The sequence below is a fragment of the Thiohalorhabdus sp. genome (genome assembly GCF_046545655.1).
Taxonomy (GTDB): domain Bacteria; phylum Pseudomonadota; class Gammaproteobacteria; order Thiohalorhabdales; family Thiohalorhabdaceae; genus Thiohalorhabdus.
Genome location: NZ_JBKGZG010000020.1, coordinates 25,720 through 38,720 on the forward strand (window position 1 = coordinate 25,720; position 13,001 = coordinate 38,720).

Annotated in this window: 11 protein-coding genes; 8 read left to right on the forward strand and 3 right to left on the reverse strand. The window is 71.4% G+C overall.

Features of this window, described 5'->3' with window-relative positions:
* Positions 1-88: 88 nt before the first annotated feature.
* Positions 89-2,329, forward strand: a complete 2,241-nt coding sequence (locus ACLFRB_RS06220) for a GAF domain-containing protein (protein WP_411068142.1) — start codon at positions 89-91, stop codon at positions 2,327-2,329.
* 49 nt (positions 2,330-2,378) lie between these two features.
* Here the strand turns inward: ACLFRB_RS06220 and ettA are convergent, their stop codons facing one another.
* From ettA to ACLFRB_RS06235, 3 genes are all read right to left on the reverse strand, one after another.
* The gene (ettA, locus tag ACLFRB_RS06225; RefSeq protein ID WP_411068143.1) at positions 2,379-4,043 is read right to left on the reverse strand and encodes an energy-dependent translational throttle protein EttA; all 1,665 of its coding nucleotides are present in this window, start codon (positions 4,041-4,043) and stop codon (positions 2,379-2,381) included.
* A 400-nt stretch (positions 4,044-4,443) separates the two neighbouring features.
* Entirely contained in the window at positions 4,444-4,707 is a 264-nt protein-coding gene (locus tag ACLFRB_RS06230; protein WP_411068144.1) for a hypothetical protein, read from the reverse strand.
* 110 nt (positions 4,708-4,817) lie between these two features.
* Complete coding sequence (locus ACLFRB_RS06235; protein WP_411068145.1) at positions 4,818-5,930, reverse strand: DUF3524 domain-containing protein; 1,113 nt, start codon at positions 5,928-5,930, stop codon at positions 4,818-4,820.
* A gap of 104 nt (positions 5,931-6,034) precedes the next feature.
* Between ACLFRB_RS06235 and ACLFRB_RS06240 the strand changes: the two genes are divergently transcribed.
* From ACLFRB_RS06240 to hypD, 7 genes are all read left to right on the forward strand, one after another.
* The gene (locus ACLFRB_RS06240; protein WP_411068146.1) at positions 6,035-7,045 is read left to right on the forward strand and encodes a cytochrome D1 domain-containing protein; all 1,011 of its coding nucleotides are present in this window, start codon (positions 6,035-6,037) and stop codon (positions 7,043-7,045) included.
* A gap of 330 nt (positions 7,046-7,375) precedes the next feature.
* Entirely contained in the window at positions 7,376-8,071 is a 696-nt protein-coding gene (locus ACLFRB_RS06245; RefSeq protein WP_411068147.1) for a hypothetical protein, read from the forward strand.
* A 72-nt stretch (positions 8,072-8,143) separates the two neighbouring features.
* Positions 8,144-8,485, forward strand: coding sequence for a hydrogenase maturation nickel metallochaperone HypA (hypA, locus tag ACLFRB_RS06250; RefSeq protein ID WP_411068148.1), 342 nt, complete (start codon positions 8,144-8,146; stop codon positions 8,483-8,485).
* Positions 8,486-8,510: 25 nt separating this feature from the next.
* Positions 8,511-9,350 carry a hydrogenase nickel incorporation protein HypB gene (hypB, locus tag ACLFRB_RS06255; RefSeq protein ID WP_411068149.1) on the forward strand — a complete coding sequence of 280 codons (840 nt, stop codon included), beginning with the start codon at positions 8,511-8,513 and terminating at the stop codon, positions 9,348-9,350.
* Positions 9,351-9,354: 4 nt separating this feature from the next.
* The gene (hypF, locus tag ACLFRB_RS06260) at positions 9,355-11,664 is read left to right on the forward strand and encodes a carbamoyltransferase HypF (RefSeq protein WP_411068150.1); all 2,310 of its coding nucleotides are present in this window, start codon (positions 9,355-9,357) and stop codon (positions 11,662-11,664) included.
* A 1-nt stretch (position 11,665) separates the two neighbouring features.
* Positions 11,666-11,893, forward strand: a complete 228-nt coding sequence (locus ACLFRB_RS06265) for a HypC/HybG/HupF family hydrogenase formation chaperone (RefSeq protein ID WP_411068151.1) — start codon at positions 11,666-11,668, stop codon at positions 11,891-11,893.
* A gap of 204 nt (positions 11,894-12,097) precedes the next feature.
* On the forward strand, positions 12,098-13,001 hold a 904-nt coding region (hypD, locus tag ACLFRB_RS06270), incomplete at its 3' end, for a hydrogenase formation protein HypD (RefSeq protein WP_411068152.1).

Consider the following 13,001-nt stretch of genomic DNA (forward strand, 5'->3'; position numbering starts at 1 on the left):
CGTTGGATAAAGTCGCACTTACGCGGTACCTTTCCTCGGAGCTCCCAGGATCGGGGTCCGGATGATCGGGAAAATGCGGAATGCAGTCATGGGGAATAGGCCTGGGCCCCCTGGGGGGGACCTTCGCGGAGGCGATTCGGAGGACCTGGCCGGCTGGTCCCGGGAGGACCTGATCGCGCGGCTGCGCCGCCTGGAGGAATGCCTGGAGGCCGATACCGCCCCGGAAGACTCCCGGCGCATGCTCTACGAGCTGCAGGTCCATCAGATGGAGCTGGAGCGCCAGAACCGCGAGATGGCGGAGCTGCGCGCCCAGCTCGAGGCCTCCCGAGATCGCTACGTGGCCCTCTACGAGACCGCCCCGGTGGCCTATCTTACCCTGAGCCGGGAAGGGATGATCCGGAACGTGAACCTTGCCGGCAGCCGGTTGCTGCAAGGGGGCCCCGGGGGGTTGATCGGGGAGCCCCTGTCCGCCTTCCTGGGCGCGGAGGACGCCGCAAGGCTGGAGGATTACCTGCACGACCTGCTGCGGACCGGAAGCCCGGCCTCCCTCGAGGTGGGGCTCCCTGGTGGCGAGGACGGGGACCGAACCCTCCTGCTGGAGGGGTCCCGGGCCGTCTCCCCCCGCGACGACGAGCCGGTGGTGCGTCTGGTGCTCACCGACGTAACCGAGACCAGGGAGGCCGAGGCCCTGCAGCGGCGGGTGAACCGGGCCCTCTACGCCCTGAGCCGGGTTCAGGAGGCCACTCGGGAGGCGGAGAGCCCCGGGGACCTGATGGAGCGGGTCTGCCGGTTCCTGAACGAGGAAGCGGGATACGCCCTGGCCTTCGTGGGCGAGCCGGTGGAGGACGCGGAGGGCACGGCCCGGGTGGTCGGGGCCAGCGGCGCCACCGACTACCTGGAGGAGGTCATCGGCGAAATCCGCTGGAAGGAGGGCCCGCAGGGCAGGGGGCCCTTCGGCCGGGCGGTGCAGACCGGCCAGCCCGTCATCAGCAATTCCGTGGAGATGGATCCCTCTTTCGGACCCTGGCGGGAGCGGGCCCTGGCCTATGGCCTGAACGCGGTGGTGGGTCTTCCCCTGGTGGAGGGGGGCCGGACCCTGGGGGTGCTCGGCCTGTACGCGGAGGAGGCGAACTCCTTCGACGCCGAGGAGATGCAGTGGCTCGGTCAGGTGGCCGACGAGCTGGCCACCGCCTGGTGCGCCCTGCTCCACCGCGAGCACCGCCGCCGGGCGGAGGAGGAGCGGGACCGCTTGGTGGAGGTCCTGGAGGCCACCCCCGACTTCGTGGGCATGGCCAGCGCCGACGGGCGGGTCACCTTCTGGAACCCGGGCGCCTACAAGCTGTTGGGCTACGACCCGGAGACCTACCAGCCGGAGCACCACCCGCTCCGGGAGCACCACCCGCCCTGGGCCTATGAGCACCTGCGTCGGGAGGCCTTCCCCGCCGCTCGGGAGCACGGGCTGTGGCGGGGGGAATCGGCCTTCCTGAGTCGGGACGGCCGGGAGATCCCCGTCAACCAGGTGATCCTGGCCCACTACGACGCCGAGGGCCGGGTCCAGTACTGGTCCACCATCGCCCACGACCTCACCACCTTCAAGCAGCAGCGCGCGGAGCTGGAGCGCAGCCGGCGCCTCATGGCCATCGGCGAGCTGGGCTCGGTGGTGGCCCACCAGCTCAACCAGCCTCTGACGGCCGCGCTCACCTACGCCGAGGGCACCCTGCACCGGTTCGACAACCTCCAGGGGGTGCCCGTGGCCCTGCGGGAGGGCCTGGAGCAGGTCCTGGTCCAGGTGCGCAAGGCCGGCGGCATCGTCCGCGACCTGCACAATTTCCTGCGCGGTGGCTCCCCCCATTTCCAGACCCTGGACCTCAACGGCTTGGTCCGCCAGCTGGGCCCCCGCCTGACCACGGGGCGCGAGAGCCGGACACCGCGGATCCGCCAGGACCTGGCACCGGACCTGCCGGCCGTATCCGCGGATTCCACCCTCATCCAGGAATGCCTGCAGAACCTGGTGAACAACGCGGTGGAGGCCATGGAAGGGGAGGACGAGCCGGTGGTGGAGATCGTCACCGACTTCCGCCAGGACGGCCTGGTGGAGGTCCAGGTGCGGGACTCGGGGGTGGGGCTCCCCGAGGCCCTGCGGGAGAACCTGGATCGCCCCCTGTACACCACCAAGCCCGAGGGGTTGGGCCTCGGAGTGGCCATCTGCCGCTCGGTGATCGAGGCCCACGGCGGCAACCTGTGGGCCACCTCCAACGACCCCGAGCCGGGGACCACCTTCCACTTCACCCTGCGCTCGGCGGGCGTCGAGCCCGAAACGGCCCACTGAGCGGAGTCGTTCGCTTCCAAGGGGGTCCCTGCCGTAGGGGCGGGACCGCCTAGCGCTCCAGGCGCTTGTGCTTGCCTTTGGCCTGTTCCGCCTCGCCCTTGCCCTGCTGGGCCCGCATGGCCTCGTACTCACTGTAGCTGCCCTCGGTGAAGATCACCTGGCCGTCCTCCTCGAAGGCCATGGTGTGCGTGGCCACGCGGTCGAGGAACCAGCGGTCGTGGGAGACCACCACGGCGCTGCCGGGGAAGTCGAGCAGGGCCTGCTCCAGGGCGCGCAGGGTCTCCACGTCCAGGTCGTTGGTGGGCTCGTCGAGCAGCAGCAGGTTGCCGCCGCGCTTGAGCAGCTTGGCGAGGTGGACGCGGTTGCGCTCGCCGCCGGAGAGGTCGCGGACCTTCTTCTGCTGGTCGGCGCCGGTGAAGTTGAAGCGGCTCACGTAGGCGCGGGAGTTCACCTCCCAGTTGCCCACCTGCAGGTGGTCGGCGCCGCCGGAGATCTCCTCCCAGACGGTGTTCTCGCCGTCCAGGGCGTCCCGCGACTGGTCGACGTAGGCCAGTTCCACCGTCTCGCCCAGGGTGATGGAGCCGCCGTCGGGCTCCTCCTCGCCGGTGATCATGCGCAGCAGGGTGGTCTTGCCGGCGCCGTTGGGGCCGATGACGCCGACGATCGCCCCGCTCGGCACCACGAAGGACAGGCCCTGGTAGAGCTCGCGGTCGCGGAAGGTCTTGGTGAGGTTCTCCGCCTCGATGACCTTGTCGCCCAGCCGGGGCCCCGGCGGGATGTAGATCTCGTTGGTCTGGGCGCGCTGCTGATACTCGGGGCTGGAGAGCTCGTCGAGGCGCTTGAGGCGGGCCTTGCTCTTGGACTGCCGGCCCTTGGGGTTGGAGCGCGCCCAGTCCAGCTCCTCCTTCATGGCCTTCTGGCGGGCGCTCTCCTCCTTTTCCTCCTGCTCCAGGCGCTTCTCCTTGTACTCCAGCCAGTCGGAGTAGTTGCCCTGGAAGGGGTAGCCGTGGCCCCGGTCCAGCTCCAGGATCCAGCCGGCGACGTTGTCGAGGAAGTAGCGGTCGTGGGTAACGGCCACCACGGTGCCCGGGAACTCGCCCAGGTAGCGCTCCAGCCACTCCACCGACTCGGCGTCCAGGTGGTTGGTGGGCTCGTCGAGGATCAGCATGTCCGGGTTGGACAGCAGCACCCGGCACAGGGCCACGCGCCGGCGCTCGCCGCCGGAGAGGCTGGAGACGTCGGCGTCCCAGGGCGGCAGGTTGAGGGCGTCGGCGGCGATCTCCAGCTTGCGGTCCAGCTCCCAGGCCCCCGCGGCGTCGATCTTCTGCTGCAGCTCGCCCTGCTCCTCGATGAGGGCGTTGAAATCGGCGTCGGGGTCGGCGAAGGCGGCGGTGACCTCGTTGTAGCGGTCCAGCAGGGCCTTGGTCTCGGCCACCCCCTCCTCCACGTTGCCCTTGACGTCCTTGGACTCGTCGAGCTGGGGCTCCTGAGGCAGGTAGCCGATGTTCAGGCCGGGCTGGGGCCGGGCCTCGCCGTCGAACTCGGTGTCCACGCCCGCCATGATGCGCAGCAGGCTGGACTTGCCGGCGCCGTTGTAGCCCAGCACGCCGATCTTGGCGCCGTGGAAGAAGCTGAGGTTGATGTCCTCGAGGATGGTCTTCTTGGGCGGCACGACCTTGGTCAGGCCGCTCATGGTGAACACGTATTGCGCCATGACAACCTTCTCGGTGCGGTTGGGTGGCGGGGTGGACCGCGGTGTATGGGGGCGGCCCGGCCGCGGGGCCGGACCGAAGGGGAAGGCGGCCGCCGATGGGGCCGCTCCCGCAAGGCGGTAGGATAACACGCGGCTTCGGGTTGGGAGGCCCCGGGGGCCTGCGAAAGGTGGCGGTCCGTCCCATTCCGGGAGGCGCCGGTGGAAGGGCCCTCGGCCCTGGCCGGGGTCAATGGGTCCTCCTGGCGCGGCCACTGGCCGCCCCCGCAGGGGGCAGCCCCGTTTTTTCCGGCTGGCCGGGCCGAGTCGCCTGGCGGGTTTCGGCAATACGGGCGGGGATGCCGCTAGGGCCCGGCAGGGGACCGCCTCGCTGGCGGCCCCTTCGGCAAAGGCCGCCGGAGGGTCAGCGCTCCCGGGAGCGCCGCACGTAGCCGTAGGCCTGGTCCAGCTCGTCCGGACGCTCGGCCCAGGCGATCCATTTCCCCAGGTCCGGGGTGGCCTTGCGGAACTCCACGGGGACGCGGATCTCGTTGTACTCCGGATGCTCCCCCAGCGGCTTGGCGAACAGGGCCAGCTCCCGGGTTTCGGGGGCGAGGGCGTTCTCGGCCAGGTTCAGATAGCCGAATACCTCCTGCGGGTTCTGGCGGTTGCGGACTTCCATGCGCATGGACATCGCTCGCTCCTGTGCAGGGTCCCCAGAACCACGGTAGCCCTCCCGCCCCGTCCCGGGAAGCCCCGACGAGGGGGTATGCGGGCCGCCTGGAGGGCCGGGCAGGCTCACTGCCCCGCGGCCACCTCCTCGAGGATCCGGTCGTACTCGGGGGCCATCTGCCCCCAATCGTAGGAGGCGGCGAGGGCCGCCAGCTCGGCGGTCTTGGAGCGGCCCGCGCGGAGCAGCTCCCGCAGGCGCCCGGTCAGCTCCTCCTCGTCGCCGTACAGGCAGTGGGGGTGCCAGGAGCGGGGCAGCAGGCCGGGATAGGCCTGCCGCCGGGGGAGCAGGGGGAAGGCCCCGCAATAGACCGCCTCCATCACGCTGATGCCGAAGAAGTCGTGGTAGGAGGTGACCGGCAGGATGTCCGCGGCCCACAGCCAGCGGGCGTAGTCGGCGGCGTCCTCGGCGTAGCCGAAATGCACGATGCGGTCCCCCAGCGTCTTCCGGCCCTCGGCGAACGCCGGGGGCGGGCGCCGGGGCGCCCGGCCCAGCACCGCCACCCGGAACTCCAGGCCCTCGGCGGCCAGCGCGCGCAGCACCCGGAAGAACCCTTCCGGGTTCTTGTCGTGCTCCCAGCGGTGGTTCCAGAGCAGCAGGGGCGGGCTGGACCGCACCGGCTCCTGCGGTCGGTGGCGGTCCAGGGCGCGCAGCTCCAGCCCCAGGGGCAGGACCGTGCTCTTGGCCGCCACCTCGTTCACCTTCTCCGCCTCCCCGTGGTCCCGGATGGCCCCCAGCATCTCCCGCGCTCCCTCGAGGAAGCTGTCGCGGTTGAAGGCGGAGTTGAACAGCACCCGGTCGGCGGCGAGGGCCGAGGCGAAATTGATGAAGGCGTAGTGGTGGTCGCGGCCGCTTTCCCGGTCCGGATCGCGGGGGGAGCGGGGGTAGGCGAACTGGTTCTCGTGGAAGTAGAGGGCCGCCGGAATGTCCGCGGTGCGGTCGCGGGTGAGGGCGAGGAAGGTGGTGAGGTCCAGCATGTCCGTGGCCAGGATCCGGTCGGGCCGGCGATCCAGGGCACGGAAGCGCTCGGCCAGGGTGATGGCGCCGCCGTGCATGCGCCACTTCCAGCTGCGTCCCGGCAGGGAGAGGATGTCCACCGTGTGCCGGGAATGGCGCCGGAGGCCTTCGCCCCAGGCGGCGTGCGACCCGCCGAGATAGGGCTCCGCGAGCAGAATGTGCAAGGAAGATGCTCCCCCGGGGTTGACCGCGGTGTCCGGTGGCACGAATTTTCCCTGTAGAGGGAGGAGATCGCAAAGTGCGCTCGGGGAACGAACAGGAGGAAGCCATGCGCATGCCTTTTGCCCGCCGTACGCCCGGAGCCGCCGGCGGGGCGGCCCTGCTTGGCCTGCTGCTGACGGGCTGCGCCGCCATGAACGGTGCGGGGTGGTCCATTGGCGACGGCGAGCCGGCCTACGTGGTGAATCAGAACGACGCCAAACTGGCGGTGGTGGACCCGGCCGGCGGGGAGGTAGTCGATAAGGTGGATGTGGGGGACAACCCTACCTATAACGCCGTGACTCCCGACGGGGACTTTGTCCTGGTAACCGCCACCGGGGAGGAGCGGCTCTACGTGGTGGATACCGGCAAAGGGGAGGTGGTCGAGCGCCTGGAGCTCGGCGACACCCCCAAGGGGGTGGGCGTGACCCCCGATGGCGAGTTCGTTTACGCCGTGAACGAGGGCCCGGATTCCAACAGCGTGGACGTGTTCGAGGTGGGCTCCTGGGAGCATGTGAAGGAGATCGGAGTGGGCGAGGCGCCGCATAACGTGGCCTTCGAGCCAGAAAGTGAGATGGCCTATGTCACCAACGCCGAATCCAACACGGTGAGCCGCATCCGCTACACCAACCACACCTATCTGGACGAGATTGCGCTCGCCGGGGACGGCCAGCCCCATAATCTGGTGGTAAGCCCGGACGGGGAGTTCCTGCTGGTTACCCTGAACGAGACCGAGCAGATGGCGGTGGTGGAGCTGGAGAGCGGCCAGGACATCGTGCATGTGGACCTTTCCAAGGAGCATCACGGCATCGACATGAGCCCGGATGGCCGTTGGGTGTATGTCACGGGCATCGGAAGCTCGGTGGTCAATGTGATCGACCTGGGTCGCTTCGCCCGTGTCGATCAGGTGGAGGTGGGCCAGGGGCCCCATGGTGTGCGGTTCAGCGCGGATGGGGACCACGCCTTCGTTTCCGTGCAGGGAACGGACCAAGTGGTTGTTATGGAAACCGACGGGCACGACATCGTGCGGCGGATCGAGGACACCGGCGGCCCCTTCTGGGTAGGCGTGTCGGGACGGTGATCCCGGTTCGAGCAGGCGTACGGGCCCCCGTCCGGGGGCTTTTTTTGGGTGGGCCGTGGCGCCCCTTGGGCCGGCGCCACCTGGTGTAGGCAACGGGCAACAGCGATTTCGTAGTGCTCCCTCAGGGCTTCCGCAGGTCCCGGAGCCGGGGCGACCCCTACGCTCGTTCCCTGGGGGCGACGTTCCAGGGTGGGAACGGCCGGAGAACCGCTCGTTTCCCGTTGGGAAACGGGCACCTATGGGTTTGGCCCGGAGATTGCTGGGAAGGGGTACGAGTCACCCAAAAAGAGCGGAAATGCCATGCCGAAAGCCGTGTCGGAATTGCCCAATATGCTGGACCCGACCATCTTCCGCCTGCTGGTGGTGGCGGCCTTCAGCAATTTCTTCCTGGCGGTGGCCGTTGCCATGGGTGGCCTCGCGATCGTGGAAATGGCTGGAACCCTGCTGCGCTTGGTGGGAGACCTGGTGTTGTCGGGAGGTCCTTCCCAGGGCCTGGGCTTCGAGAAAGGGGAGAGCGGGGAGAATTTCATCGCCGCCCTTATCAAGGGACTGAATCTGGCCATCATCGCCCTGGCGGCCCTGGAGCTGGCCATGGGGATTTATAAGGAATACGGCGGCAAGGAGGAGGGGGGCAATCTCTATCGCATCGTTCGTCGGACCATCACCCGGTTCGTGAGCCTGGCCTCCATCGCCCTGGTCCTGGAGGCCCTCCTCTTGGTGATCAAGTACAGCCACCTGGACCTGGCGGCCAACCTCACCTATCCGGTAGCGATCCTGGGCGGCACCAGCGCCCTGCTCCTGGGGCTCGGCGGCTTCCTCGCCATGACCCGGTCGGACGAGGTTTCCGCCGGGCAGGGCGGGGCGGGGGAGCCGCAGGCCGCCCGGGGTTCCACCCCGCGGCGAATGCCCGAGCCGGTCGGTGCTCGGGCGGGTGGTGCGGCCCGGGGACTGCGGGTCCGCGGGCACGGGATTCCGGGTCGATGGCCTGGTAGGAGCAAAGACCGTCCAGGCCCTGAACGGGGGTAGGGATCGCCGAAAGGAGCGGGCCCGGGCGGTTTCTGCCATGTTGGGAGGGGACGCTGGGCCGGGGGCTGCGTCATGCATGAGATGGCCTTGTGCGAGTACGTGCTGCAGGTTCTGGAAGAAGAGGCGGGGCGCCAGGGCTACGCCCGGGTCGAGCGGGTTCGGCTGGAGGTGGGGGCCCTGTCCTGCGTGGAGAAGGAGGCCCTGCGCTTCAGCTTCGAGGCCGTGGCGCGCGGTTCGCTGGCCGAAGGGGCCCTGCTGGAGCTTCGGGACGCCCCGGGGCAGGGCTGGTGCGGGATGTGCGAGGAAACCGTGACGGTAAGTTCCCTGGCCGATCCCTGCCCCCGCTGCGGGGGCTTCGAGCTGACGCTGACCCGGGGCCTGGGCCTGCGGATCAAGGACCTCGACGTGGTGTGACCGCCGCCCGAGCCAGGAGGGTGCCATGTGTAACGTTTGCGGCTGCGGAGAAGGCGCCGCGCCGGCTCCCGACGCGGAGGAGGCCGGCAGTGCCGGAGCCCGGGAGCGGGATGGCCTGGACCACCAGGCCTCCCCGGCGCGTGCCCACGCGCCGGGGATGGACCCCGCGCGCATGGTGCGGGTCGAGCGGGACGTGCTGGCCGCCAACGACCGCCACGCCGTCGCCAACCGCGCTCGGCTGGAGGGGCAGGGCGTCCTCGCCCTCAACCTGGTCTCCGGGCCCGGTGCGGGCAAGACCACCTTGCTTGCCCGCACGGTGGCGGATCTGGCGGGGCGCCTGGACGTCGCCGTGGTGGGGGGCGATCAGCAGACCGACAACGACGCCGAGCGGGTGCGGGCCGCCGGGGCCCGGGCTCTGCAGGTGAACACCGGCAAGGGCTGCCACCTGGACGCCCACATGGTGGAGCACGCCCTGGCGTCCCTGGCCCCCGCGGAGCACGGCCTGGTCTTCATCGAGAACGTGGGCAACCTGGTCTGCCCGGCGGCCTTTGACCTGGGCGAGGAGGCCAGGGTGGTGATCCTCTCGGTCACCGAGGGCGAGGACAAGCCGGCCAAGTACCCCGACATGTTCCATGGCGCCGACCTGCTGGTGCTGAACAAGGTGGACCTGCTGCCCCACCTGGACTTCGACGTGGCGCGCTGTTTGGAGCATGCCCACCGGGTGAATCCGGACCTGGAGGTGGTACAGGTCTCCGCCACCACCGGGGAGGGCCTGGAGGCCTGGCACGCCTGGCTGGCCGCCCGGCGCACGGGCCTGCAGGACCGCCTCGGGGCCGCTCCTCCCGAGCCGGCGGCGGGGGACTGAGGCCGTGGAACGACCCGCCACGGCTACGGTGGGTGGCGAGCGCATCCGCGTGCGGGGGCTGGTGCAGGGGGTGGGCTTCCGGCCCACCGCGTGGCGACTGGCGCGGGAGGAAGGGCTGACGGGGGAGGTGGGCAACGACGGGGCCGGCCTGTGGATCCGGATCTGGGGGCCGGAGGCCGTTCGGGCCCGCTTCCGAGAGCGCCTGCCCGGGGAGGCCCCGCCCCTGGCCCGCATCGAGGCCATGGAGGTCGAGCCCCTGGGGCCCGGGCCCGCTCCGGCGCGTTTCAGCATCGCATCCAGCGGCGGCGGGACGGCCCGCACGGGGGTGGCTCCGGATGCCCCCGTGTGCCCCGCCTGCCTGGCGGAGCTGCTGGACCCCTGGGACCGCCGCTATCGCTATCCCTTCCTCAACTGCACCCATTGCGGGCCCCGCTACACCATCACCAACGCCATCCCCTACGATCGGCCCAGCACCACCCTGGCGGGCTTCCCGCTGTGCGGGGACTGCCGCCGGGAATACGCGGACCCCGGCGACCGGCGCTTCCACGCCCAGCCCATCGCCTGTCCGGCCTGCGGCCCGGCCCTGGCCCTGCGCGACCCCGACGGCCGCCCCGAGGCGGGGGATCCGGTGGCCGGGGCCCTGGCCCATATCCGCGCGGGACGGACCGTGGCGGTGAAGGGCGTGGGCGGCTACCACCTGACCTGCGACGCCCGCGACCCCGGGGCTGTGGCCCGCCTGCGCGCGCGCAAGGAACGGGGCGGCAAGCCCCTGGCGGTGATGGCGGCCAATCCCGCCTCCCTGGCGCGCTGGGCCCGGCTCGGTCCGGCGGAGCGGGACCTCCTGAAAGCCCCCGCGCGCCCCATTGCGCTCCTGCCCAAGCGGGGCCGGGCCGAGGTGGAGCTGCCCGGCATCGCCCCGGGCCTGGCCGAGGTGGGTGCCATGCTGCCCTACGCCCCCCTCCACTACCTGCTGTTCCACGAGGCCGCCGGGCGGCCGGCGGGCACCGACTGGCTGGAGGGGCCCCAGGGGCTGCTGCTGGTGATGACCAGCGCCAATCCCGGGGGCGAGCCCCTGGCCACGGAACCGGACGAGGCCCATCGGCGGCTGGCCGGCATCGCCGACGCCTTCCTGGACCACGACCGGCCCATCGCCGTGGCCTGCGACGATTCCGTGGTGCGGCTCCGGAGCGACGGCCGGCCGCTCCTGCTCCGCCGGGGGCGCGGCCATGCCCCCCGGGCCGTGCGCCTGCCCCGCAAGGGGCCGGCGGTTCTCGCCACCGGTGCCTGGCTGAAGGACACCGTCTGCCTGACCCGGGGCGACGAGGCCCGCCTTTCCCAGCACATCGGCGACCTGGCCAACGCCGCCGCCGTCCGGGCCATGGAAGGGGCCGCCGCCCACCTGGAGGCCCTCCTGGAGACGTCCCCGGCGGCGGTGGCCTGCGATCTGCACCCGGATTTTCCAAGCTCCCACGTGGCCCACCGGCTGGCCGAAGAACGCGGCATCCCCGTGGTTCCCGTCCAGCACCACCACGCCCACATCGCCGCGGTGGCCGCCGAGCACCGCCTGGAGGGCCCCGTCCTGGGCCTGGCCCTGGATGGCGTCGGGCTGGGCGAGGACGGCGCCGCCTGGGGCGGGGAGATGCTGCTGGTGGACGGCGCCCGCTTTGAGCGGCTTGGGCATCTGACCCCGCTGCCCCTCCCGGGCGGCGACCGCGCCGCCCGGGAGCCCTGGCGGATGGCGGCCGCGGCTTTGCACCTCCTGGGGCGTGGCGCGGAGATCGAGACCCGCTTCGGCCACCGGGAGGGGGCCGGGGTCTTGGCCCGCATGCTGGAGCGCGGGGCGGCCGGCCCCTGGACCACCAGCGCCGGGCGCTGGTTCGACGCCGCCGCCGGGCTCCTGGGCGTGCGCGAGGTCTGCGGCTACGAGGCGCAGGCGGCCATGGCGCTGGAGGGAATCGCTCGCGCCCGGCCCCAGCCCGCGGGAGAGCCGGGCGGATTCCGCGTGGCCGGTCCGGAGCTGGACCCGACCCCCCTGCTGGAGGCCCTCCTGGAGGAGCCGGATCCGGCCCGTTTCCACGCCGGCCTGGCGGCGGGGCTCGCCGAGTGGGCCCGCTGGGCCGCGGCCGCCCACGGCTTGACGCGCGTGGCGCTGGGCGGGGGATGCTGGGCCAATACCCTGCTGGCGGGCATGGTGCGCCGGCGCTTGGAGGCCTCCGGCCTGACCGTCCTCGAGGCCGAGGCGGTGCCGCCCGGTGACGGGGGACTGAGCCTGGGGCAGGCCTGGGTGGCCGTGCAGAGCCTTGAGGAGAATTGAGATGTGCCTGGCCGTGCCCGGAAAGGTGGTGGAGCAGGAGGGGGATGAGATCGCCCGGGTGGACTTCGGCGGGGTCCGCAAGAGCGTGAGCCTGGCCCTGGTGGAGGACGTGGCGGTCGGGGACTACGTGCTGGTGCACGTGGGCTTCGCCCTGCAGCGCATCGACCCGGAGGAGGCCGAGCGCACCCTGGCGCTGTTGGCCGAGCTGGACCGGCTTCCGGACGAGTGAACGCAAAGCGTCCCGGGAATACAGGGAATGCGGCAATCCGGATCGGGAATGCCAAGGCCGTGTGGGAGCGGCTATCAGCCGCGACCGGTCCTCCGAAGGCCCTTGGGTCGCGGCCATTGGCCGCTCCCACATGGGGTCTAGCCGAAAATACGAGGTCCTGGGCGGTTTGGCGAAGGCCCTGTTCACCGGGAGGCAGCTTGGGCCATGAAATACGTCGACGAGCTCCGCGACGGGGCCACGGCCCGACGGCTGGCCGCCGCCATCGCCGCCGAGGCGGATCCGGACCGCGACTACCGGTTCATGGAGTTCTGCGGCGGCCACACCCACGCCGTGTTCCGCTACGGCGTCCCCGACCTGCTGCCGCCCAACGTGCGTCTGATCCACGGTCCCGGCTGCCCGGTGTGCGTCCTGCCCGTGGGGCGGGTGGACGCCGCCATCGAGCTGGCCCGCCGGCCGGGGGTCACCCTGTGCGCCTACGGGGACCTGCTGCGGGTGCCGGGCTCGCATCGCTCCAGCCTGCTGCGGGCCAGGGCGGAGGGGGCCGACGTGCGCATGGTCTACTCCCCCGCCGACAGCCTGCGGATCGCCCGGGAGCACCCCGACCGCGAGGTGATCTTCTTCGCCATCGGCTTCGAGACCACCACGCCGCCCACCGCCGTGGTGGTGCGGCGGGCCGGGGCCGAGGGCCTCGCCAACTTCAGCGTGGTAGCCAACCATGTCCTCACCCCTCCGGCCATGGCCCACCTCCTGGGACCCTCGGAAGAGCCCGGCCCCGCGCCACCGCCCCTCGACGGCTTCATCGGCCCCGCCCACGTCTCCACCATCATCGGCACCGCCCCCTATGAGCCCTTCGCTCGCGAGCACGGCCGGCCGGTGGTGGTGGCCGGCTTCGAGCCCCTCGACGTCATGCAGGCCATCCGCATGCTGATCCGCCAGGTGAACGCGGGTCGCGCCGAGGTGGAGAACGAGTACACCCGCGCGGTAACCCGCACCGGGAACCGGAAGGCCCAGGGCCTGGTCGCGGAGGTCTTCGCCGTGCGGGAATCCTTCGAGTGGCGCGGGCTGGGCCGGGTGCCCCGCAGCGCCCTGGAGCTGCGGCCGGAGTACG

Excerpts from the sequence above, each read along its gene's own strand:
- ACLFRB_RS06220 (WP_411068142.1), top strand. The coding sequence starts at position 89 with ATGGGGAATAGGCCTGGGCCCCCTGGGGGGGACCTTCGCGGAGGCGAT.
- ettA (WP_411068143.1), bottom strand. The coding sequence starts at position 4,043 with ATGGCGCAATACGTGTTCACCATGAGCGGCCTGACCAAGGTCGTGCCG.
- ACLFRB_RS06230 (WP_411068144.1), bottom strand. The coding sequence starts at position 4,707 with ATGCGCATGGAAGTCCGCAACCGCCAGAACCCGCAGGAGGTATTCGGC.
- ACLFRB_RS06240 (WP_411068146.1), top strand. The coding sequence starts at position 6,035 with ATGCGCATGCCTTTTGCCCGCCGTACGCCCGGAGCCGCCGGCGGGGCG.
- ACLFRB_RS06245 (WP_411068147.1), top strand. The coding sequence starts at position 7,376 with ATGCTGGACCCGACCATCTTCCGCCTGCTGGTGGTGGCGGCCTTCAGC.
- hypA (WP_411068148.1), top strand. The coding sequence starts at position 8,144 with ATGCATGAGATGGCCTTGTGCGAGTACGTGCTGCAGGTTCTGGAAGAA.
- hypB (WP_411068149.1), top strand. The coding sequence starts at position 8,511 with ATGTGTAACGTTTGCGGCTGCGGAGAAGGCGCCGCGCCGGCTCCCGAC.
- ACLFRB_RS06265 (WP_411068151.1), top strand. The coding sequence starts at position 11,666 with ATGTGCCTGGCCGTGCCCGGAAAGGTGGTGGAGCAGGAGGGGGATGAG.